The organism is Xenophilus sp. (assembly GCF_044462705.1).
GTDB classification, from domain to species: Bacteria; Pseudomonadota; Gammaproteobacteria; order Burkholderiales; family Burkholderiaceae_C; genus Xenophilus; species Xenophilus azovorans.
Genome location: NZ_JBIQNC010000062.1, coordinates 1 through 22,281, shown reverse-complemented (window position 1 = coordinate 22,281; position 22,281 = coordinate 1). Strand labels below are relative to the sequence as shown.

The 22,281-nt window shown below is 71.5% G+C and carries 21 protein-coding genes; 14 read left to right on the top strand and 7 right to left on the bottom strand.

What is annotated here, in order from left to right:
* Both ACIY1X_RS11660 and ACIY1X_RS11655 read right to left on the bottom strand, forming a co-directional pair.
* A partial coding sequence (locus ACIY1X_RS11660; RefSeq protein WP_399680710.1) for an ABC transporter substrate-binding protein occupies positions 1-1,175 on the bottom strand: 1,175 nt, incomplete at its 3' end.
* A 161-nt stretch (positions 1,176-1,336) separates the two neighbouring features.
* Positions 1,337-2,275 carry a 3-keto-5-aminohexanoate cleavage protein gene (locus tag ACIY1X_RS11655; RefSeq protein ID WP_399680708.1) on the bottom strand — a complete coding sequence of 313 codons (939 nt, stop codon included), beginning with the start codon at positions 2,273-2,275 and terminating at the stop codon, positions 1,337-1,339.
* Between the two features lie 248 nt (positions 2,276-2,523).
* On the opposite strand from ACIY1X_RS11655, the gene ACIY1X_RS11650 reads away from it, so the two are divergent.
* Genes ACIY1X_RS11650 through ACIY1X_RS11590 form a run of 13 tightly spaced genes read left to right on the top strand, consistent with a single transcriptional unit; the run spans position 2,524 to position 17,593 of the window.
* The gene (locus ACIY1X_RS11650) at positions 2,524-4,677 is read left to right on the top strand and encodes a thiamine pyrophosphate-dependent enzyme (protein WP_399680706.1); all 2,154 of its coding nucleotides are present in this window, start codon (positions 2,524-2,526) and stop codon (positions 4,675-4,677) included.
* A 7-nt stretch (positions 4,678-4,684) separates the two neighbouring features.
* On the top strand, positions 4,685-6,199 hold the full coding sequence (locus ACIY1X_RS11645; protein WP_399680705.1) for an indolepyruvate oxidoreductase subunit beta family protein: 1,515 nt from the start codon (positions 4,685-4,687) through the stop codon (positions 6,197-6,199).
* Positions 6,200-6,213: 14 nt separating this feature from the next.
* On the top strand, positions 6,214-7,194 hold the full coding sequence (locus ACIY1X_RS11640) for a PDR/VanB family oxidoreductase (protein ID WP_399680704.1): 981 nt from the start codon (positions 6,214-6,216) through the stop codon (positions 7,192-7,194).
* Between the two features lie 32 nt (positions 7,195-7,226).
* A complete protein-coding gene (locus ACIY1X_RS11635) occupies positions 7,227-8,198 on the top strand; it encodes a Bug family tripartite tricarboxylate transporter substrate binding protein (RefSeq protein ID WP_399680703.1) in 972 nt (323 codons plus the stop codon).
* A gap of 12 nt (positions 8,199-8,210) precedes the next feature.
* On the top strand, positions 8,211-9,542 hold the full coding sequence (locus ACIY1X_RS11630; protein WP_399680701.1) for an aromatic ring-hydroxylating dioxygenase subunit alpha: 1,332 nt from the start codon (positions 8,211-8,213) through the stop codon (positions 9,540-9,542).
* Complete coding sequence (locus tag ACIY1X_RS11625) at positions 9,539-10,030, top strand: aromatic-ring-hydroxylating dioxygenase subunit beta (protein WP_399680699.1); 492 nt, start codon at positions 9,539-9,541, stop codon at positions 10,028-10,030. The genes ACIY1X_RS11630 and ACIY1X_RS11625 overlap by 4 nt, the downstream gene beginning before the upstream one ends.
* 8 nt (positions 10,031-10,038) lie before the next feature.
* Complete coding sequence (locus tag ACIY1X_RS11620) at positions 10,039-11,619, top strand: ATP-dependent acyl-CoA ligase (RefSeq protein WP_399680698.1); 1,581 nt, start codon at positions 10,039-10,041, stop codon at positions 11,617-11,619.
* Between the two features lie 18 nt (positions 11,620-11,637).
* Complete coding sequence (locus tag ACIY1X_RS11615; RefSeq protein WP_399680696.1) at positions 11,638-12,603, top strand: Bug family tripartite tricarboxylate transporter substrate binding protein; 966 nt, start codon at positions 11,638-11,640, stop codon at positions 12,601-12,603.
* Between the two features lies 1 nt (position 12,604).
* Complete coding sequence (locus tag ACIY1X_RS11610) at positions 12,605-13,783, top strand: thiolase family protein (RefSeq protein ID WP_399680694.1); 1,179 nt, start codon at positions 12,605-12,607, stop codon at positions 13,781-13,783.
* Positions 13,780-15,033 (top strand): SDR family NAD(P)-dependent oxidoreductase, encoded by a 1,254-nt coding sequence (locus ACIY1X_RS11605; RefSeq protein ID WP_399680692.1) that lies wholly within the window; start codon positions 13,780-13,782, stop codon positions 15,031-15,033. Before ACIY1X_RS11610 ends, ACIY1X_RS11605 begins: the two co-directional genes overlap by 4 nt.
* A gap of 1 nt (position 15,034) precedes the next feature.
* On the top strand, positions 15,035-15,844 hold the full coding sequence (locus ACIY1X_RS11600; RefSeq protein WP_399680691.1) for a cyclase family protein: 810 nt from the start codon (positions 15,035-15,037) through the stop codon (positions 15,842-15,844).
* Positions 15,841-16,569 carry an SDR family oxidoreductase gene (locus ACIY1X_RS11595; protein ID WP_399680690.1) on the top strand — a complete coding sequence of 243 codons (729 nt, stop codon included), beginning with the start codon at positions 15,841-15,843 and terminating at the stop codon, positions 16,567-16,569. The genes ACIY1X_RS11600 and ACIY1X_RS11595 overlap by 4 nt, the downstream gene beginning before the upstream one ends.
* Before the next feature lie 43 nt (positions 16,570-16,612).
* Positions 16,613-17,593: a Bug family tripartite tricarboxylate transporter substrate binding protein gene (locus ACIY1X_RS11590; RefSeq protein WP_399680689.1), complete on the top strand. Its 981-nt coding sequence runs from the start codon at positions 16,613-16,615 to the stop codon at positions 17,591-17,593.
* A 58-nt stretch (positions 17,594-17,651) separates the two neighbouring features.
* On the opposite strand, the gene ACIY1X_RS11585 is transcribed toward ACIY1X_RS11590, so the two are convergent.
* Positions 17,652-18,116, bottom strand: a complete 465-nt coding sequence (locus ACIY1X_RS11585) for a MarR family winged helix-turn-helix transcriptional regulator (protein WP_038211548.1) — start codon at positions 18,114-18,116, stop codon at positions 17,652-17,654.
* Positions 18,117-18,258: 142 nt separating this feature from the next.
* On the opposite strand from ACIY1X_RS11585, the gene ACIY1X_RS11580 reads away from it, so the two are divergent.
* The gene (locus ACIY1X_RS11580; protein ID WP_399680688.1) at positions 18,259-18,963 is read left to right on the top strand and encodes a Crp/Fnr family transcriptional regulator; all 705 of its coding nucleotides are present in this window, start codon (positions 18,259-18,261) and stop codon (positions 18,961-18,963) included.
* Positions 18,964-18,969: 6 nt separating this feature from the next.
* Here the strand turns inward: ACIY1X_RS11580 and ACIY1X_RS11575 are convergent, their stop codons facing one another.
* The 4 genes from ACIY1X_RS11575 to ACIY1X_RS11560 form a co-directional block, all read right to left on the bottom strand.
* Entirely contained in the window at positions 18,970-19,671 is a 702-nt protein-coding gene (locus ACIY1X_RS11575; protein WP_038211551.1) for an ABC transporter ATP-binding protein, read from the bottom strand.
* A complete protein-coding gene (locus ACIY1X_RS11570; RefSeq protein WP_399680686.1) occupies positions 19,668-20,432 on the bottom strand; it encodes an ABC transporter ATP-binding protein in 765 nt (254 codons plus the stop codon). The genes ACIY1X_RS11575 and ACIY1X_RS11570 overlap by 4 nt, the downstream gene beginning before the upstream one ends.
* On the bottom strand, positions 20,429-21,415 hold the full coding sequence (locus ACIY1X_RS11565) for a branched-chain amino acid ABC transporter permease (protein ID WP_399680712.1): 987 nt from the start codon (positions 21,413-21,415) through the stop codon (positions 20,429-20,431). The genes ACIY1X_RS11570 and ACIY1X_RS11565 overlap by 4 nt, the downstream gene beginning before the upstream one ends.
* 14 nt (positions 21,416-21,429) lie before the next feature.
* Positions 21,430-22,281: branched-chain amino acid ABC transporter permease (locus tag ACIY1X_RS11560; protein WP_399680684.1), on the bottom strand; the 852-nt coding region annotated here is incomplete at its 5' end.

The following is a 22,281-nucleotide window of genomic DNA, read 5'->3' as shown; positions in this document are numbered from 1 at the left end:
TCGGCGCGCGTGGTCCAGGCGGCCTCGCCGCGGATCGACTCCACCACCTTGTAGTAGTCCCAGGGCTCCTTCGACTCGGCCGGCGTCTTCACCTGCATCAGGTGCATGTCGTGCACCATCAGGCCGTCGTCGCGCAGCCAGCCGTCCTTGACGAACAGGTCGTTGAACTTCGTCTTCTTCAGCTGCGCCATCACCTTCGCGCCGTCGTCGCTGCCGGCGGCCTGCACCGCCTTCAGGTACTGCAGCGCGGCCGAGTAGTCGCCGGCGTGGAAGGAGGTGGGCATGCGCTTGTGCTTCTCGTAGAAGCGCTGCGCCCAGCTGCGCGCCTCGGGGCTCTGGTTCCAGTACCAGCTGTCGGTGAGGTACATGCCTTGCGCCGTCTTCAGGCCCAGCGCGTGCACGTCCTGGATGGTGATGATCATGCCGGCCAGCTTCATCTTCTGCGCCAGGCCGAACTCGGCCGCCGACTTGATGGCGTTGACGGTGTCGCCGCCGGCATTGGCCAGCGCCAGCACGTCGGGCTTGGCGTTGGTGGCCTGCAGCATGTAGGAAGAGAAGTCGCTCGCGCCCAGCGGGTGCTTGACCGCGCCGGCCACCGCGCCGCCGCCGGCTTCCAGCACCTTGGTCGCGTCGGTCTGCAGCGCGTTGCCGAAGGCGTAGTCGGCGGTCACGAAGAACCAGCGCTTGCCGCCGTTCTTGAGCACCGCGCTGGCGGTGCCGCGCGCCATCGCCACCGTGTCGTAGGCGTACATCACGGTGTAGGGCGAGCAGTGCTCGTTGGTCAGGCTCGACGCGCCGGAGCCGACGACGAAGTAGGGCTTGCCCTTGTCGCGCGCGACGCCGGCCATGGCGATGGCGGCGCCGGAGTTCACGCCGCCGATCAGCATGTCCACCTTGTCCACGTCGAACCACTCGCGCGCCTTGGCGGCAGCGATGTCGGGCTTGTTCTGGTGGTCGGCCGCGACCAGCTCGATCTTCTTGCCGTCGATCGCGCCGCCCATGTCGGCGATGGCCATGCGGATCGCCTCCGCGCCGGCCGGGCCGTCGTAGTCGCGGTAGACGCCCGACATGTCGCTGATGAAGCCGATGCGGATGGTGTCGTCCGAGATCTGGGCCGAGGCGCCGGCGGCGCAGGCCAGCGCGGCGGCGGCCAGGGCGGTGCGTGTGAAGTTCATCGTTGTGTCTCCTCGTGATGGTGGGAAAGAAGGCGTGCGCGAGAGCGTTGAAAACTCCCCTGCCCGTTCACGCTGAGCCTGTCGAAGCGCCGCGCAGGGCTTCGACAGGCTCAGCCCGAACGGTGGTTGGGGCTCAACCCGAAACGCGGCTGTTGTCCATGTCAGGCGGCCTGCGCCACTGCGGCGGGCGCGAATTCGGGCCGCGGCGTGCCGGTGCGCGGCAGGCCCATGATCCGGCGCGCCTCCTCGGGCGTGGCCGGCTCCATGTCCAGCTCGCGGATCAGCCGCACGATGCGCTCGGTGAGCTGCACGTTGGTGGCCAGCTCGCCCTGGCGGTAGTAGAGGTTGTCCTCCAGCCCCACGCGCGCATGGCCGCCCAGCAGCAGCGCGGCTACGTTGGCCTCCAGCTGCGAGGGCCCGATGCCGCTCACGCAGAAGATGCTGTTCGCCGGCAGCACGTCCACCATCTGCTGCAGGTAGCGCGGCGAGAAGGGCATCGCGTTCTGGAAGTTGCGGTGCACGTTCATCACCAGGTTGATGAAGTGAGGCGCTTCGTCGTGGCCTTCCTCGATCAGCGTCGTCACGTCCTGAAGGATGTGCGTGTGGGCGAACACCTCCCACTCGGGCTTGATGCCGCGCGCCTTCATGCCGGCGGCCAGTTCGCGGCCCTTGGACAGCGGCGTGTCCATCAGGATCTCGCGCCCGCCGAAGCTCAGGTTCAGCGTGGTGGCGTCCAGCGTGCACATCTCGGCGCCGGCGTCCATGCCCTTGATGCGTTCCTCCCAGGCGATCTCGAAGCGCCCGCCCGGCAGCGCGCGGACCATGTCGCCGTGCACGCCGCCGCCGGTGGAGTTGTTCAGCACGATGTCGCAGCCGGCCGCGCGGATGCGGGTGTTGATGTCGCGGTAGACGTCCGCATCGCAGGTGGCGCCGTCGTCGGGCCGGCGCGCGTGGATGGCCGCCACGCTGGCGCCGGCGTTCCAGCAGCGCACCACGTCCTCGGCGATCTCATGAGGCTGGGTGGGCAGGTGCGGGTTCTGCGACTTGTGGGCCATGCCGCCGGTGGGGGCGATGGTGACGATGACTTTGCGCTTGCTCATGGCGTCTTCGGGTGCGGTCGTGGTAGGGGCGCATGTTCGGGCGGGGGACGGGGCGACTCAGTCGTCGCGACGACATTCGGCCTCAGGGTTTTCGCGGTGCCTGCCCGCGAGCGGCGGCGCCGGCGGGGGGCGCCGGACCAGGGAAAACCATGAATTTGGATATATTTACTTTTCAAGCGATGCCGCTACGATCCATCCAAAATCATTGATTCCCGCACCCCACGCGGGCTTTGGAAGAAGGATCCGGCATGGCCGAGCGTTCGTTCGTCGAGGAAGTCAAGAAGCTGCGCCTGGGCGCCGGCGAGGTGTTCCGCGGCGAGGGCATCCTGGCCGTGACCAAGGCGCTGCTGGAGTCGGGCGTGAACTACATCGCCGGCTACCAGGGCGCGCCGATTTCGCACCTGATGGATGTGCTGGCCGACGCGCAGGACATCCTCGCCGAGCACGGCATCCGCTTCGAGAACAGCGCCAGCGAGGCCACCGCCGCCGCCACGCTGGCGGCCTCGGTCAACTATCCGCTGCGCGGCGCGGTCACGTTCAAGGCCACGGTGGGCACCAACGTCGCCTCCGACGCGCTGGCCAACCTCGCCTCCGGCGGCGTGACCGGCGGCGCGCTCGTCATCGTGGGCGAGGACTACGGCGAGGGCTCGTCGATCATGCAGGAGCGCAGCCACGCCTTCGCGATGAAGTCGCAGATCTGGCTGCTCGATCCACGGCCCAACCTGCCCGGCATCGTGCAGGCGGTCAAGGACGGCTTCGACCTCTCGGAGGCCAGCCGCACGCCGGTGATGCTGCAGTTGCGCATCCGTGCCTGCCACGTGCACGGCGAGTTCACGGCCAGCGACAACCGCCGCGCCGCCTTCAGCATCCAGCAGGCGATGGAGCAGCCGCAGCGCGACGTCAGCCGCATCGTGCTGCCGCCGGCCAGCTTCGTGCACGAGCAGGAGAAGGTGAAGGAGCGCTGGCCGGCCGCGGTGCGCTTCATCCAGGAGCGCGGCTTGAACGAGTTCTTCGCCGAGCAGGCCGACGACGTCGGCATCGCGGTGCAGGGCGGCAGCTACAACACCGTGGTGCGCGCGCTGCAGCAGCTCGGCCTGGCCGACGTGTACGGCAACACCCGGGTGCCGCTGTACGTGATGAACGTGGCCTACCCGCTGGTCGACGCGGAGCTGCTGCGCTTTTGCGAAGGCAAGCGCGCGCTGCTGGTGGTGGAGGAGGGCCAGCCCAACTTCGTCGAGCAGAACGTCGCCACCATCCTGCGCCAGGCCGGCAGCACGACCGCGCTGCACGGCAAGGACCTGCTGCCGATGGCCGGCGAATACACCACGGCCGCGGTGCTGCAGGGCCTGCGCGGCTTCCTGCAGGCGCACGGCAAGCTGGCGGCGCAGCCCGCGCCCGTGCGCGAGCGCCGCACGATCCCCCTGCTGCCCGAGCCGGCGCGGCCCATCGAGGCCAGCATCGCCGCGCGGCCGCCGGGCTTCTGCACCGGCTGCCCCGAGCGGCCCATCTTCACCGCCATGAAGCTGGTCGAGCGCGAGCTGGGCGAGCACCACGTCAGCGCCGACATCGGCTGCCACCTGTTCTCCATCCTGCCGCCCTTCAACCTGGGCAACACCACCATGGGCTACGGCCTGGGCGGCGCCGGCGCCGCGGCGCTGAACGTGCCGACGGGCAAGCGCGCCATCTCGGTGATGGGCGACGGCGGCTTCTGGCACAACGGGCTGACCAGCGGCATCGCCAACGCGGTGTTCAACAAGAGCGACAACCTCACCATCGTCGTCGACAACAGCTACACCTCGGCCACCGGCGGGCAGGACATCCTGTCGTCGAAGGCGCAGAACCCCACGCGCAGTACCAACCACGCGATCGAGAACGCCGTGCGCGGCGTCGGCGTGCAGTGGGTGAAGACGGTGCGCCGCACCTACGACCTGAAGACCATGGTCGGCACGCTGCGCGAGGCGCTGACCACCGGGGAGAAGGGCCCCAAGGTGCTGGTGGCGCAGAGCGAATGCATGCTCAACCGCCAGCGCCGCGAGAAGCCGCTGCAGCGCGCCGCCGCCGCGCGCGGCGAGCGCGTGGTGCGCGAGCGCTTCGGCATCGACCCGGACACCTGCACCGGCGACCACTCCTGCATCCGCCTGTCGGGCTGCCCCTCGCTGTCGATCAAGCCCAATCCCGACCCGCTGCGCACCGACCCGGTGGCCACCGTGCTCGACAGCTGCGTGGGCTGCGGCCTGTGCGGCGAGGTCTCGCACGCCGCCGTGCTGTGCCCCTCCTTCTACCGCGCGCAGATCGTCAGCAACCCCACCCGCTGGGACCGCCTGCGCGCCCGCCTGCGCCGCGGCGTGATCGGCTGGCTGCAGGCCCGCGACGCCCGCCGCCGCCTTCGCTACGCCTTCTGAGGCCGCCATGACGACGACACCGCAACCGATCAAGATCGCCATCCTCGCCATGGGCGGCGAGGGCGGCGGCGTGCTGGCCGACTGGATCGTCGACCTCGGCGAGCACAACGGTTACATCGCCCAGACCACCTCGGTGCCCGGCGTGGCGCAGCGCACCGGTGCCACCATCTACTACGTCGAGCTGTTCCCGGCCGAGCAGGCGCGGCGCGACGGCGGCCGGCCGGTGCTGGCGCTGATGCCGCTGCCGGGCGACGTGGACGTGGTGCTGGCCTCCGAGCTGATGGAGGCCGGCCGCGCCGTGCAGCGCGGCCTGGTCACGCCCGAGCGCACCACGCTCATCGCCTCCACCCACCGCGTCTACGCCATCGCCGAGAAGACGGCGATGGGCGACGGCCGCGTGGACGATGCCGAGCTGCTGGCCCATGCCGCGCGCGCCGCCAAGCGCTTCGTGCGCTTCGACATGGCGGCGGCGGCCGAGGCCGCGGGCAGTGTGGTCAGCGCCGTGCTGTTCGGCGCTCTGGCCGGCACCGGCGTGCTGCCCTTCGGCCGCGCGCAGTTCGAGGCGACCATCGAGCGCGGCGGCGTGGGCGTGAAGGCCAGCCTCAAGGCCTTCGGCGCTGCCTGTGCACAGGCAGCCGAACCGCCGGCCGCGGACACGGCTGCCACCGACACTCCTCCGGAACCGGCCGCCGCACCCGCGGCGCCGCGCGACCCGCAGGTCGCCGCCCTGCTGCAGCGCGTGCGCGGCGAGTTCCCCGCCGATGCGCAGCACCTCGTCACCGAAGGCGTGCGCCGCCTGATCGACTACCAGGACCCGGCCTACGCCGCGCTGTACCTCGACCGCCTCGACCGGCTGGCCCGGGGCGCCGACGACGGCGGCGCCCTGCTGCGCGCGGCCGCCCGCCACCTGGCGCTGTGGATGAGCTACGAGGACACCATCCGCGTGGCCGACCTGAAGACGCGCGACAGCCGCTTCACGCGCGTGCACTCCGAGGTGCGGCTTCAGGCGGGCCAGCAGCTCGCCATCAGCGAGTTCATGCACCCGCGCGTCGAGGAAATATGCGAGACCCTGCCGGCCGGCCTGGGCCGCTGGCTGGCGCGCCCGCATGCGGCACACCGGCTGGTGGCGCGCATGGCGCGCGAGGGCCGCGTGGTCACCACCACCTCGCTGCGCGGCTACCTGCTGCTGTGGGGCCTGGCGCGGCTGCGCGGCATCCGCCGCCGCACGCTGCGCTACCAGATGGAGAACGCGCGCATCGAGCAGTGGCTCGATCGCATCGCCGAGGCCGCAGGCCACAACCCGGCGCTGGCGGCGGAGATCGCGCAGTGCCAGCGCCTGGTCAAGGGCTACGGCGACACGCACGCCCGCGGCCTGGCGAACTACCAGCGGCTGATGGACGCGGTGCAGCGCGCCGGCCGCCACCTGGCGCCGGCCACCCTGCGCGAGTTGCGCGAGGCCGCGCTGGCCGACGAGCACGGCAAGGCGCTGCAGGCCGCGCTGGCGCGCCACGCGCTGGCCTGAAGGAGAGACGCGTCATGGACACCCTCGCCGTCGAAGTCGTCGCCGCCGATGCGCTGAACCCGCTGATCCGCCGCTTCACGCTGCGTGCCGTGGACGGCGCGCCGCTGCCCGGCTTCTCGGCGGGCGCGCACGTGCGCGTGCAGGTCGCGCTACCGGACGGCACCAGCGACTGGCGCCACTACTCCCTCGTCAACACCGCCGCCGAGGCGGACACCGGCGCGCCGCAGCCGCACTACACCATCGCCGTGCGGCGCGAGGACGAGGGCCGCGGCGGCTCGCGCTGGATGCACGCGCTGCAGGTGGGCCAGCGCGTCGCGATCGAACCGCCGAAGAACGACTTCCCGCTCGGCGCGCACGCGGGCTGCGCCGTGCTGGTGGCCGGCGGCATCGGCATCACGCCGCTGGCCAGCATGGCCGCCGCGCGCCGCGCCGCCGGCCTGCCGGTGCGGATGCTCTACGCCGGCCGCAGCCGCGCGCTGATGGCCTTCCTGCCCGAGCTGCAGGCCCTGCTGGGCGAGTCGCTGGCCGTGCACGCCGACGAAGAGCGGCAGGGCGCGCCGCTGGACGTGGCCGCGCTGCTCGACGGCTGCGCGGCAGAGGACCAGCTCTACGTCTGCGGCCCGCGCGTGATGCTCGACGCCGTGCTGGCCACCGCCGACGCGCGCGGCTGGCCGCGCGAGCGCGTGCACTTCGAGTTGTTCACCGCACCGGTGGCGGCCGCGGGCGACCAGCCCATCGATGTCGTGTTGGCGCAGAGCGGCCAGCAGTTCACCGTGCCGGCCGGCCAGTCCATCCTCGACTGCCTGATCGAGCACGGCTGCGACCCGCTGTTCGACTGCAAGCGCGGCGAATGCGGCGTGTGCTCCGCCGCCGTCGTCGAAGGCGAGCCGGAGCACCGTGACTACTTCCTCAGCGATGCCGAGAAGGCCGGCGGCAAGGTGATGCAGATCTGCGTCTCGCGCGCCAAGGGCCGGCGCCTCGTGCTCGACCTCTGATTCCTCCCCCCAATCACTCCTGGAGCCCCGCGATGAAGTCCTCCCTGCTGTCCCGCCGCCAAGTGCTCTCCCTGCTGCCGCTGGCCGCGGCGCCCACGCTGGCCCTTGCCGACAGCAAGCCCGTCGAATGGGTCGTCGGCTACGCGCCCGGCGGCGGCTCCGACACCGTGGCGCGCATGCTGGCCGAGGCCATGGGCAAGTCCATGGGCCAGAGCTTCATCGTTACCAACAAGCCCGGCGCCGGCTCGAACATCGCGGCCGACTACGTGGCCAAGGCGCGCGACCCGGAGCACACCGTGTTCACCGCGGACTCCGCCGTCATCGCCGCCAACCCCTTCCTCTACAGCAAGCTGGCCTACAACGCGGAGAAGGACTTCGCGCCGGTGGGCACCATCGCGCGCTTCCCGCTGGTGCTGGTGGTGAACCCGAACGCGCAGCCGAAGAACCTCAAGGAGTTCATGGCCTGGGTGCGCAGCGACCCCAAGGGCATGGGCTACGGCAGCCCGGGCACCGGCAGCCCGCACCACCTGGCCACCGAGCTGTTCCGCCAGCAGACGGGGCTGAACCTCACCCATGTGCCCTACCGCGGCGCCGCGCCGGCCATCGCCGACGTGATCGGCGGGCAGTTGCCCTTCATGTTCGTCGACACCTCCAGCGGCGGCTCGTTCATCACCTCCGGCAAGGTGCGCGCCATCGGCGTGGCCAACGCCGGGCGCCTGGCCACGATGCCCGACATCCCGACGCTGGCCGAGCAGGGCCTGCCCGGCTTCGAGGCCTCCGCGTGGCAGGCGCTGGTCGCGCCGGCCGGCATCGGCGCGGCGACGGTGAAGACGCTGAACAAACACCTGGTGGACGCGCTGAACTCCACCGAGGTCCGCGCCCGCATGCAGGTGCTGGGCATCGAGCCGCTGCCCGGCACGCCGGACGAGCTGGCGCGCTTCGCCGCCGCGGAACGCACGCGCTGGGGCCGCGTGGTGCGCGAGGCCAACATCCGGCTCGACTGACCGGGGCGCGCCATGGACCGCTACCGCGACAACCCCGACGCCATCGCCGCGCTGGTGCGCGACACCGAGGTGCACAAGGACTGCTACATCGACCCAGAGGTGTTCGCGCTGGAGATGCAGCACCTGTTCGCCAACACCTGGGTCTACGTGGGCCACGGCAGCCAGGTGCCCAAGCCCGGCGACTACTTCGCGACCACGGTCGGCGACCAGCCGGTGGTGATGGTGCGCCACACCGACCAGAGCATCAAGGTCCTGTACAACCGCTGCGCGCACAAGGGCGTGAAGGTCGCGCCCGACGGCTGCGGCAGCACCGGCAAGTTCTTCCGCTGCCCCTACCACGCCTGGACCTACCGCACCGACGGCAAGCTGCTGTCCATCCCGCTGAAGAAGGGCTACGAGAACACCGGCTTCGAGGCCTGCGAGGCCAGCACCGGCCTGGCCCCCGTCGGCGCGGTGCATACCTACCGCGACTTCGTCTTCTGCCGGCTCAACCCCGAGGGCATCGGCTTCGAGGACTTCTTCGGCCCCTCGCTCTCGACGCTGGACAACATGGTCGACCGCTCGCCCGAGGGCCGGCTGGAAGTGGCCGGCGGCGTGATGCGCTACCTGCACCGCTGCAACTGGAAGATGCTGGTCGACAACCAGACCGACACCTGCCACCCGATGGTCGCGCACGAGTCCTCGGCCGGCACCGCGGTCAAGGTCTGGGAGAACGCGCCGGCGGGCACGCCCAAGCCGATGGCGGTGGAGCTGTTCGCGCCCTTCGTCAGCCCCTACGAGTTCTTCGAGAACATGGGCATCCGCGTCTGGCCCAACGGCCACGGCCACACCGGCGTCAGCGACTCGATCCACGCCGCCTACTCGCCCGCGCCCGGCTACTGGGAAAGCATGGTCGCCGCCTATGGCGAGGAACGCGCCAAGGCGATCCTCGGCGACGTGCGCCACAACACGGTGTACTTCCCCAACATCATGGTCAAGGGACCGATCCAGACGCTGCGCATCTTCCGCCCGCTGGCGGCCGACCGCACGCTGGTCGAGAGCTGGACCTTCCGCCTCGTCGGCGCGCCGGACCTGCTGCTGGAGCGCACCCTCATGTACAACCGCCTGGTCAACGCGCCCACCTCGGTGGTCGGCCACGACGACCTGGAGATGTACGAGCGCGCGCAGCAGGGCCTGGCCTCGCGCGGCTCGCAGTGGGTGAACGTGGGCCGGCTGTTCGACCCCGCCGAGAAGGCGCAGGACGAGGCCGTCACCAACGGCACCAACGAATGGCAGATGCGCAGCCAGATGCGCGCCTGGGTGCGCTTCATGACGGCGGGCATGCGCGAAGGGGTGGCGGCATGAGCACGGCGTCGCCCACCGACCAGCAGCTCATCGACTTCGTCCTCGACGAAGCCGCCTTGCTCGACGACCTGCGCTTCGACGACTGGCTCGCCCTGTTCACCGAGGACGGCCACTACTGGATGCCGCTGGCCCACGGCCAGACCGACCCGCGCCTGCACGCCTCGCTGCTGTACGAGGACCGCCTGCTGCTGGAAGTGCGCATCGAGCGCCTGCGCGGCGCGCGCACCTTCTCGCAGCAGCCCACCAGCCGTTGCCACCACCTGCTGCAGGTGCCGCGCGTGACGGCGCGCGACGACGCGGCCGGCGTCTACACCTGCCGCACCGCCTTCCACTACACCGAGACGCGCCAGGACGAGCAGGCGCTGTATGCGGGCTGGGCCACGCACGAGCTGGTGCGGCAGGCGGACGGCGCGCTGCGCATCCGCCTCAAGCGCGTGGACCTCGTGAACTGCGACGCGGCCTTCGGAAACATGCAGCTCTTCATGTGAGGCCCGCCGTGACCGATGCCATCGAGACCTTCGCGCCCGCCGGGCGCACGCTGCCGGCGATGCTGGAGCGCCAGTGCGGCCGCTTCGCCGAGCGCACGCTGCTCGTCGCCGGCGACACCCGCTGGCGCTATGCCGACGCGCTGCACACGGCCCGGGCCATGGGCGCGGTGCTGCAGGCCGCCGGCATCCGCGCCGGCGACCGCGTGGCGCTGATGTGCGGCAACCGCGCCGAGTTCCTGCAGACCTTCCTGGGCTGCGCCTGGATCGGTGCCGTGACGGTGCCCATCAACACCGCCGCGCGGGGCGCCGCGCTGCGGCACATCCTCGCCAACTCCGGCGCGCGGCTGTTCGTCGCCGAGGCCGAGGGACTGGCCGCGCTGCGCGGGCTCGAGGACCGGGCCGGCCTGCCGCTGGAGCGCGTGTGGCGCGTCGATGCGCCGGAAGAGCCCGGCACCGAGCGCTTCCCCGCACCCGGCGATGCGCTCGCCGAGGCCGCGCCGGTGCAGCCCGGCGACACGCTGGCCATCCTCTACACCTCGGGCACGACGGGCCTGTCCAAGGGCGTGTGCTGCCCGCACGCGCAGTTCTACTGGTGGGGCCGCCACACCGCCGCGCTGCTGGCGCTGGGCGACGGCGAGGTGCTGCTGACCACGCTGCCGCTGTTCCACACCAACGCGATGAACGCCTTCTTCCAGGCGCTGCTGACCGGTTCCACGCTGGTGGTGGAAAAGCGCTTCTCGGCCTCGGGTTTCTGGCGCGCGCTGGTGCGCCACCAGGCCACGGCCACCTACGTGCTGGGCGCGATGGTGCCGATCCTGCTCTCGAAGGACGCGACGCCCGACGACCGCGCGCACCGGGTGCGCATCGCGCTGGCGCCCGGCGTGCCGCCGCGCTTCCATGCGCAGTTCAGCGAGCGTTTCGGCATGCGCCTGCTGGACGGCTACGGCTCCACCGAGAGCAACTTCGTGATCGGCCTCGACGCCGAGCAGCGCCCCGGCAGCATGGGCCGCATCGTGCCGGGCTTCACCGCCCGCGTGGCCGACGAGCACGACGAGGAGGTGCCGCCCGGCACCCCCGGCGAGCTGCTGCTGCGCGCCGACGAGCCCTTCGCCTTCGCCACCGGCTACTTCGGCATGCCCGACAAGACGGTGGAAGCCTGGCGCAACCTGTGGTTCCACACCGGCGACCGCGTGACGCGCGACGCCGACGGCTTCTTCACCTTCCTCGACCGGCTCAAGGACGCGATCCGCCGCCGCGGCGAGAACATCTCCTCCTACGAGGTCGAGCAGGTGCTGCTGAGCCACCCGGCGGTGGCCGTGGCGGCGGTGTTCCCGGTGAAGAGCGAACTGGCCGAGGACGAGGTCATGGCCGCCGTCGTGCCGCGCGAGGGCGCTGCGCTCGACCCGGTGGAACTGGTGCGCTTCTGCGAGCCGCGCATGGCGTACTTCGCCGTGCCGCGGTACCTCGAATTCATGGCCGCGCTGCCCTCGACCGAGAACGGCAAGGTGCAGAAGTTCAAGCTGCGCGAGCGCGGCATCACGCCGCAGACCTGGGACCGCGAGGCGGCCGGCATCCAGCTCAAGCGCTGACCCTCCCGGAGACCAACCATGCAAGCCCTTCGATTCCTCGGTGCGCTGCTGTGCACCGCCTGCCTGGCCCTCGGCGTATCTGCACAGGATGCCTACCCCAGCAAGCCCATCCGCATCATCGTGCCCTTCCCGCCCGGCGGCGGCAGCGACCTGGTGGCCCGCACCGTGGCGGCGCGCCTGGGCGAGCGCTGGAAGGTGCCCGTCACCGTCGACAACAAGCCCGGCGGCAACACCATCATCGCGGCCGAGGCGGCGGCCAAGGCCGCGCCGGACGGCTACACGCTGTTCGTGGCGATCGACTCCACGCTGGCGATGAACCAGAGCCTGTACGGCAAGCTGCCCTACGACCCGGTGAAGAGCTTCACGCCGGTGACGCTGGCGATCACCATGCCGATGGTGCTGGCGGTGCACCCGTCGGTGAGCGCGCGCACGGTGCCCGAGCTGCTGGCGATGGCGCGCGCCCAGCCCGGCAAGCTGGCCTACGCGCACGGCGCCATGCCGGCGCAGGTGGCGGGCGAGGTGTTCAAGAGCGCCACCGGCGCCGACCTGCTGGCCGTGCCCTACAAGGGCGGCGCGCCGGCCATGACCGACACGGTGGGCGGCCAGGTGCCGATCATCTTCGACGCGCTGGGCCCGGCCATGCCCTACATCAAGGGCGGCAAGGTGCGCGCGCTGGCGGTCACCAGCGCGCAGCGCAACCCGCTGCTGCCGGAAGTGCCCACGCTGGCCGAGTCCGGCGCGCCGGGCGTGGACCTGCTGACCTGGATCGGCTTCGTGCTGCCGGCCGGGGCGGACAAGGCGGTCGTCGACAAGCTGCACCACGAGCTGGCGGCCATCCTGCAGATGCCGCAGACGCGCGAGCTGCTGTCGGGCGTCGGCATGACGGTGGGGGCCGGCACGCCCGAGCAGTTCGCGCAGACGATCCAGGGCGACACGCAGAAGTTCGGCCGCATCATCAAGGCCGCCGGCATCAAGCTGGATTGACATGGCGCACATCCAAAAGCGCAGGGGCTACGAGGGCGTGGCGCTCACCGTGCCGGTCACCGTGCCCTACGAGCGCTACTCCATCCGCGGCGCGCACTGGTTCCTCGGCCAGGCGGTGCGCGCGCTGGTCCAGGGCTCGGGTCTGGGCAAGGATCAGATCGACGGCCTCACCGTCAGCAGCTTTTCGCTGGCGCCCGACACGGCCGTCGGCGTGACGCAGCACCTGGGCCTGTCGCCGCGCTGGCTCGACCACATCCCCACCGGCGGCGCCTCGGGTGTGATGGCGCTGCGCCGCGCCGCGCGCGCCGTGCAGTGCGGCGACGCGGAGGTGGTGGCCTGCGTGGCGGCCGACACCAACCACGTCGACTCGTTCCGCCAGACGCTCGGCGCGTTCAGCGACTTCGCGCGCGACGCCAGCTACCCCTACGGCTCGGGCGGGCCGAACTCGATGTTCGCCTTCATCACGGCCCACTACATGCGCACCTACGGCGCCCGCCGCGAGGACTTCGGCCGCATCGCCGTGGCCCAGCGCGCCAACGCGCTGAAGAACCCGAACGCCCTGTTCAAGAAGCCCCTGAGCCTGGACGAGTACATGGCCGCGCGGCCGATCTCCGAGCCCATCCACCTGTTCGACTGCGTGATGCCCTGCGCCGGCGCCGAGGCCTTCCTCGTGATGGCGCCCGAGCGCGCGCGCGACCTGGGCCTGCCGCACGTGCTGCTGCGCGGCGCCATCGAGCGGCACAACGCCTTCGCCGACGACCCGGTGATGGTGCGCGGCGGCTGGGCGATGGACCAGGGCGACCTCTACGCCCAGGCCGGCCTGCAGCCGCAGGACATCGACCTGCTGCAGACCTACGACGACTACCCGGTGATCGCCATGATGCAGTTCGAGGACCTCGGCTTCTGCGCCAAGGGCGAGGGCCCGGCCTTCGTGCGCGCGCGCGACCTGACGGTGGCCGGCGACTTCCCGCAGAACACCAGCGGCGGCCAGCTCTCCTGCGGCCAGGCCGGGGCGGCCGGCGGCTTCATCGGCATGACGGAGACGATCCGCCAGCTCACCGGCCAGGCCGGCGAGCGCAGCGTGGCCGGTGCGCGCCACGGCCTGGTGGGCGGCTTCGGCATGGTGACCTACGACCGCTGCCTGTGCACCGGCGCCGTGATCCTGGGGAAAAGCGAATGACGGCGCCTTTCATGAAACCCCCGCGCAAGAACCCCGTCCTGCGCACGCGGCAGATGAACCTGCCGCCCGGCGCGCGCGGCCGCGTGGCGCTGGGCCTGACGGCCGCGGCCGCCGAAGGCCGCTTCGCGCTGCAGGTCTGCGCGGACTGCGGCGCATTGCAGTACCCGCCGCGCGAGGCCTGCCACCGCTGCCTGTCGCCCTGCCTGCCCTGGCAGGCGCAGACCGGCGAGGGCGAGCTGCTCGCCGCGACCACGCTCGCCCACAGCAACGACCTGTTCTTCCGCGAGCGCCTGCCGTGGCGGCTGGGCATGGTGCGGCTGGACGCCGGCGCGAGCGTGATGGTGCACCTGCATGGTGAGGTGGGTGAGGCCCCTTGCCGCGTGCGCGTCGGCGCGCGGCTGGACCGCGCCGGCCAGGCGGTGCTGATCGGATACCCGGAGAAAGGAACGGCCCACATGGCGGACGACACGATGCTGCGCGAGATGACGAGCGACCCGAAGCACCGCAAGGTGCTGGTGACCGACGGCAAGTCGCCCGTCGGCCAGGCGGTGGCGCGGGCGATGGCCCAGGCCGGCGCCGACATCGTCTGGGTCGGCCACGCCGAGCCCTGGAAGCAGCTGCCCGGCCTGGCCGAGCTGGCGGCGCTGCCGCAGGTCACGCTGGTGCCGCTGGACGTGACCGACGAGCGCTCGGTCAACGAACGGGCCGGCGAGATCGGCGGCAAGGTCGACATCGTGGTCAACACCGCCGAGCTGCACCGCGGCTTCGGCATCGCCGCGCGGCGCGGCACCGACGTGGCCAAGTCGGAGATGGAGGTCAACTACTTCGGCCTGTTGCGGCTGGCGCAGGCCTTCGGCCCGGCGCTCAAGGGCCGCGCGGCCGACGGCGCGACGCACGCCACCGCGTGGGTCAACCTGCTGTCGGTCTACGCGCTGGCCAACTTCCCGTCGCACGGCACCTTCTCGGCCTCCAAGGCCGCGGCGCTGTCGCTGGCGCAGTGTCTGCGCGCCGAGATGCGCGGCGCCGGCATCCGCGTGGTCAACGTGTTCCCCGGGCCGATCGACGACGAATGGAACCAGAACCTGCCGCCGCCGAAGCTCGCGCCGGCCGCCCTGGCCTCGGCCATCGTGAAGGCGCTGCGCGATGGCGTGGAAGACGTCTACCCCGGCGACGTGGCGCAGGAGTGGCTGGCCCGCTGGCGCGACAACCCGAAGGTCCTCGAACGCGAACTCGCCGCAGGAGGCATGTGAGATGAACACCACCCCCCAGGACATCCTCGGCAGCCTCGCGCTGGCGCTCGCCGGCGGCCGCGTGCGCATCGTCGACCTGACGCAGACGCTGAGCTCCGAATTCCCGGCCATCGCGCTGCCGCCCGAGATGGGCCAGTGCCAGCCCTTCCGCATCGAGCAGATCTCGGCCTACGACGAGCGCGGGCCCGGCTGGTACTGGAACAACTTCTCCTGCGGCGAGCACACCGGCACGCACTTCGACGCGCCGATCCACTGGATCTCGGGCCGCGACCTGCCGAACAACTCGGTCGACACCATCCCGCCGCAGCGTTTCGTCGCGCCGGCCTGCGTGATCGACTGCAGCGCGCAGGCCGCGGCCGACCCGGACTACCTGCTGACCGTGGCCGACATCGAGGCCTTCGAGGCGGCGCACGGCCGCATCCCGGCCGGCCATTGGGTGCTGATGCGCACCGACTGGTCGCACCGCTGGGAGAAGCAGCGCGACGCCGTGGCCTACCAGAACCTCGACGAGACCGGCCAGCACACGCCGGGCCCGACGCCGGAGGCGGTGCGCTTTTTGATCGAGCAGCGGGACGTGCTGGGCTTCGGCACCGAATCGATCAACACCGACGCCGGCCAGGGCTACCACCTGCGCCCGCCCTACCCCTGCCACTCGCTGATGCACGGCGCCGGCAAGTACGGCCTGCAGTGCCTGACCAACCTGGACCAGCTCCCGCCCACCGGCGCGCTGGTGGTGGCGGCGCCGCTGAAGATCGAGAAGGGCAGCGGCAGCCCGTTGCGGGTGCTGGCGCTGGTGGGGGACAAGGCATGAATCCCAACAAGGTTGCAGCGGTGACCGGCGGCAGCGCCGGCATCGGCAAGGTGATCTGCGGGCAGTTGCTGGCGCAGGGCTACGAGGTCGTGTCGCTGGCGCGCCGCCGCACCGAGATCGACCACCCGAAGCTGCACAGCGTCGAGGTCGACCTGGCCGACCGCGCCGCCACCGCCGAGGCGGTGCAGGCGATGGTGCGGCGGCACGAGGTCACCACCATCGTGCACAACGCCGGCGTGATCCGCGCCGCGCTGCTGCCGGAAGTGAAGCTCTCCGACCTGGACGCGCTGGTCGACCTGCACCTGGGCTGCGCCATCCAGATGCTGCAGGCCGCGCTGCCCGCGATGCGCGCCCGGCAGTTCGGCCGCGTGGTGCTGCTCTCGTCGCGCGCGGCGCTGGGCCTGCAGACGCGCACCAGCTACTCGGCCACCAAGGCCGGCATGCTGGGCATGGCGCGCACCTGGGCGCTGGAGCTGGCGCCCGAGGGCATCACCGTCAACGTGGTCGCGCCCGGCCCGATCCGCACCGACATGTTCTACGACGTGGTCGAGCAGGGCAGCGAGAAGGAGCGCCAACTGGCGGCCTCGGTGCCCGTGCGCCGCCTCGGCGAATCGGCCGACGTGGCGCGCGCCGTCGCCTTCTTCGCCGACGCCGCCAACAGCTTCGTCACCGGCCAGGTGCTGTACGTCTGCGGCGGCACCAGCGTCGGCAGCCTGGCGCTGTAGCCGCAGCCGCCTTCCCTCGTCACCGCCACCCAGGAGCCGCCCCATGCCTTCGTCCCGCAGAAGTTTCCTTGCATTCACCGGCGCCGCGCTCGCCGCCGCGAGCCCCGCCGCCCTCGCCCAGCCGGCCGCCTGGCCCAGCAGGGCCGTTCGCTTCGTCGTCGCCTTCCCGCCCGGCGGGCTGGCCGACGTGATGATCCGCCTGCTCGTGCCGCAGCTGACCGAGGCGCTGGGCCAGCCCGTGGTGATCGACAACCGCGGCGGCGCCAGCGGCAACGTGGCCGCGGTGGAGGCCGTGCGCAACGGCGGCGACGGCCACACCTTCCTGGTCAACGTGACGACGCTGGAGTCGGTCAACCCGATCATGTTCGAGCGCATGCCGGTGGACCCGGCCAAGGACCTGCAGCACGTCGCGCTGCTGGCCAACACGCAGCTCTTCCTCGTCACGCGGCCCACGCTGGCGCCGAACACGCTGGCCGAGTTCGTGGCCTACGCCAAGGCCAACCCCGGCAAGCTCAGCTACGGCTCGGCCGGCAACGGCACGACGCCGCACGTGGGCGGCGAGCTGTTCAAGCAGACGGCCGGCATCTTCGCCACGCACATCCCCTACCGCGGCGCGGCGCCGGCCATCCAGGACGTGATGGCCGGCCAGATCGACTACGCCTTCGTGCCCGGCACCGTGTTCCCCAGCGTGAAGGCGGGCAAGCTCAAGCTGCTGGCAGTGGCCAGCCGCCGGCGGCCGGCCTACTACACCGCGGCGCCCACCGTCGAGGAGGCCGGCTTCGGCAAGGTCTACGTCGACACGCCCTTCGCCGTCTACGCGCCGGCCGCCATGCCCGCGGCCCACGTCGAGCGCATGAACCGCGAGCTGAACAAGCTGCTCGTGCAGCCATCGGTGCGCGCGCGCTTCGCCGAGGTGGGCGCCGAGCCGATGGCGCTGTCGCCGGCCGAGGTGGCGGCGATGGTGAAGGAGGAGGTGGCGCTGTTCGGGCCGATCGTGAAGGCGCGGGGCATCCGGGCCGACTGAGCCGGATCGCGTTCAATCGACAAGCACCGTTCGGGCTGAGCCTGTCGAAGCCGGAAGCTCAGCCCGGCGGACGGTGCAGCTCGATGATGCGCCGCAGCGTGACCTTGAGCGCCTCCGCCCGCTTCAGCCCGAAGGGCTGCAGTACGCGCCGCTCGTGTTCCTTGGCCTGCTGGATCAGGCTCGCCACGATGGCCTGGCCGGCGGGCGCGATGCGCACCATGGTGATCCGGCGGTCGGTGTCGTGCGCGAAGCGCTCCACGTAGCCCTTGGCTTCCATGCGGTCGAGCAGGCGCGTCACCGTCGGCTGCTTGCTCACCGAGATCTGCGCCAGCCCGCCGATGCTCAGGCCCGGCTTGCCGGTCAGCGTGGCGAGGATCCGCCATTCGGTCACCGAGAAGCCGGCCGCCTGCACCACGGCGTGGAACTCGGTCGAGATCAGCTTGCTGGCCTGGGCCAGGAGCGCGGGCAGGTAGTCATCGACGAAGGGCAGGACGGGTTCTGCGTCCGCCGTCTCCTCATCCATGTCGGTACGAGGGCTGGCTGGGAACATGGCGAAGAGGCATTCCGCAGGCCGTCGGCCCGGGACGTGTCAGTGCTCGAAAAATGATCCGAAATCATACATGGCGCGCCTGCGGACCCGGGCCTGTTATTGTTTTCCCCCCGCCATGCGCCGCAGCCCCACGCCCGCCCACGCCCCGACCACCGACAGCCTGCTCGAAGGCTCGGCCTGGTTCCCTGCCCTCGGCCCCGAGGCGCGTGCGCGCGTGCGCGAGGAGATGCGCGAGGCGCAGGTGCCCGCCGGCGCCGCGCTGTGCCGCATGGGCGACGCGCCGCAGCACTGGTACGGCACCGTCGAGGGCCTGCTGAAGTGGTCGGTCAGCAGCGCCGACGGCCGCTCTGTCACGCTGGGCGGGCTGTCGGTGGGAAGCTGGTACGGCGAGGGCACGCTGCTGCGCGGCGTGGCGCGCACGGCCGACGTGATCGCGCTGCGCGACAGCCGGGTGGCGCTGATGCCGGCCGAGGTGTTCGAGTGGCTGCGCGTGTACGAGCGCAGCTTCGGCGAGTTCCTGCTGCGCCAGATCAACGAGCGCATGCACTGGTTCCTGGGCAACTTCGCGGCGCATCACCTGCTGGACACCGACAGCAACGTCGCACGCGCGCTGGTGGGCCTGTTCCACCCCTGGCTGCACCCGGGCAGCGATCCGCACCTGCAGGTCTCGCAGGAGGAGATCGCGCACCTGTCGGGCGTCTCGCGCCAGCGCTGCAACGCCGCGCTCAAGCGGCTGGCGGCCGACGGGCTGATCGAGATCGAGTACGGCGGGATCACCGTCACCGACCTGGCAGGCCTGCGCCGGCGCGCGCCGGACTGAACCGCGCTACACGCCCAGCCGCTGCGCCAGGGCCTCGGGCTGCGCCAGCAGCTCGGCCGAGCCGCCGGCCAGGGTGATCAGGCCCTTCTCCATCACCATCGCGCGGTCGGTGTGGTGCAGCACCTTGCGCCAGTCGCGGTCGACGATCAGCGTGGCGATGCCGGTGGCGCGGATCTCGGCGATCACGCGCCAGATCTCGGCCACCACCAGCGGCGCCAGGCCCTCGGTGGCCTCGTCCAGGATCATCAGGCGCGGGTTGGTCATCAGCGCGCGGCCGATGGACAGCATCTGCTGCTCGCCGCCCGAGAGCTGCTGGCCGCCGTGCGACAGCCGCTCCGAAAGGCGTGGGAAGGTCGCCATCACCCGCTCGAAGGTCCAGTCGCGCCGGCCGTCGACGCCGGCGCGCGCGGCCATCACCAGGTTCTCGCGCACCGACAGGTTGGGGAAGATGCCGCGGCCCTCGGGCACGTAGCCGATGCCCAGCCGCGCCATGCGCTCGGGCGCCCAGCCCGTCACGTTGCGCCCGTCGGCCAGCACCTGGCCCGAGGCGGGGCGCACGTAGCCCATCAGGGTGCGGATGAAGGTGGTCTTGCCCATGCCGTTGCGGCCGAGCAGGCCGACGGCGGTGGCGCCGGGCAGCTGCGCGTCGACGCCGCGCAGGATGTGGCTGTCGCCGTAGTAGGTGTTGAGCTCGCGCGTCTCGATCATGCCGGGGCCTCGTCGCCGAGGTACGCGGTGCGCACTTCGGGGTTGGTGCGGATCGATTCCGGCGCGCCGGTGGCGATGACGGTGCCGTTGACCATCACCGTGATGCGGTCGGCGATGCGGAACACCGCGTCCATGTCGTGCTCCACCAGCAGGATCGCGTGGCTGGCCTTCAGGCGCGACAGCAGGGCCAGCATGCGCTCGGTCTCCTCGGCGCCCATGCCTGCCAGGGGCTCGTCCAGCAGCAGCACGCGCGGGCGCGTGGCCAGGCACATCGCCACCTCGAGCTGGCGCTTGGCGCCGTGGCTCATGGTGCCGGCGATGCGCTGCGCCTCGGCCGTCAGGCCGGCGGCCTCCATCGCCTCGTGTGCGGCCTGGTTGCTGGCCGCGCAGCGCGCCGCCGACTCCCAGAACGCCCAGGGCCGCGGCGTGGCGGCCTGCGCCGCCAGGCGGCAGTTCTCCAGCACGGTGAACTCCGCGAAGATGGTGTTGCGCTGGTAGCTGCGGCCCACCCCGGCCAGGGCGCGGCGCGGCTGCGCCAGGGCGGTGATGTCGCTGCGCTCCAGCGCGATGCGGCCCTCGCTGGCGGCGATCTCGCCCGAGAGCATGTTGATCAGCGTCGACTTGCCGGCGCCGTTGGTGCCGATGACGGCGTGCACCTCGCCCACGCGCAGGTCGAGCGAGACGCTGCCGACCGCCACCAGGCCGCCGAAGCGGCGCGTCAGGCCGTCGACCTTCAGCAGTGCGTCCGCGTTGCCGCTCATCGCGAGCCCTCCGGCGAGATGCGCTGCACCAGCCCGATCAGGCCGCGCGGCAGCCAGGCCACGAAGGCGATGATCACCAGGCCCAGGCTGAGCTGCCAGTGGTCGGCCAGCGGGCCCACCAGCGCGTGGGTGGACAGCAGCTCCTTGAGCAGCGTGAAGGCCACCGCCCCCAGCACCGCGCCGCGCAGGTGGCCCAGGCCGCCCAGGATGATCATCAGCAGCACCTCGCCCGAGTTGTGCCAGGCCAGCAGCTCGGGGTTGACCACGCCGTCGCGCGCGGCGACCAGGCAGCCCGCCAGCCCGGCCAGCGCGCCTGCGATGACGAAGGCGGCCAGCTTGTAGAAGTAGGTCGGGAAGCCCACCGCGCGCATGCGCTGCTCGCTCACGCGGATGCCGGCCAGCGCGGCGCCGAAGCGCGAGCGGCGGATCAGCGCCAGCAGGCCGTAGGTGCCCGCCAGCGCGGCCAGCACCACGTAGAACAGCGTCAGCCGGTTCTCCAGGTCGATCGGGCCGATGGCGGGCCGCACGTACAGGTAGATGCCGTCGCTGCCGCCGCCCACCGGCGTGTCGTGGAAGACGAAGAAGGCCATCTGCGCGAAGGCCAGCGTGACCATGATGAAGTACACGCCCTTGGTCCGCAGGCTCAAGGCGCCCACCACCAGCGCGTACAGCGCGGCCAGTCCCATCGATGCCACCAGCAGCACCAGCAGGTTGCCGCCCTCGTCGCCGGATGCGAGCACCGTGACGTAGGCGCCGATGCCGTAGAAGGCCGCGTGGCCCAGGCTCACCAGGCCGGTCATGCCGACCAGCAGCTCCAGGCTGAGCGCGAAGATGGCCAGGATCATCACCTTGACCACCAGGTCCGAGGCGTAGCCGCCCAGGAAGGGCGCGGCCACCGCCAGCACCGCCACGGCCGCAGCCGGCACCAGCAGGCCGCGCGTGAGGCGGTCGGCGGGCAGGGAAGGAAGAACGGGAGAAGTCATCGGGGCCGCGGCGCTCATGTTTTCCTCCCCATCAGCCCCTCGGGCCGCCAGATCAGCACCGCGGCCATCAGCAGGTAGATGCCGATGCCGCTGATCTCGGAGAAGAAGACCTTGCCGAAGGTGTCGACGAAGCCCACCAGCAGCGAGGCCACCAGCGCGCCGGTGATCGAGCCGATGCCGCCGATCACCACCACCACGAAGCAGATGATGAGCACGCTGGCGCCCATGTTGGGATACACCGAGGACATCGGCGCCGAGATCATGCCGGCCAGCGCCGCCAGCGCCACGCCGCCGGCGAAGACGATGCGGTACAGCCGCCGGATGTCGATGCCCAGGCCGCGCACCATGTCGCGGTTGCTGGCGCCGGCGCGGATCATCATGCCCAGCCGCGTGCGGTTGACCACCGCGTACATCGCGATCGCCAGCACGATGCAGGCGGCCGAGGCGAACAGGCGATACCACGGGTAGCTCATCACCCCGCCCAGCGCGAAGCTGCCGTCCAGCCAGGCCGGCACCGGCACGCCGTGCACGTCGTTGCCCACCAGGATGGAGCGCAGCTCCTCGAACACCAGGATCAGGCCGTAGGTCATCAGCACCTGCTGCAGGTGGTCGCGCTGGTAGAGGTAGCTGAAGAAGGCCCACTCCAGCAGGTAGCCCAGCACGGCGGCCAGCGCCACGCCGGCCAGCAGCATCAGGAGGAAGCTGTCGCCGAACAGCGGCGACAGCGAGAAGGCCATGTAGGCCCCGATCATGTAGAAGCTGCCGTGCGCCAGGTTGATGACGCCCATGATCCCGAAGATCAGCGTCAGCCCCGAGGCCAGCAGGAACAGCAGCAGCCCGTACTGCACCGAGTTCAGGCACTGGAC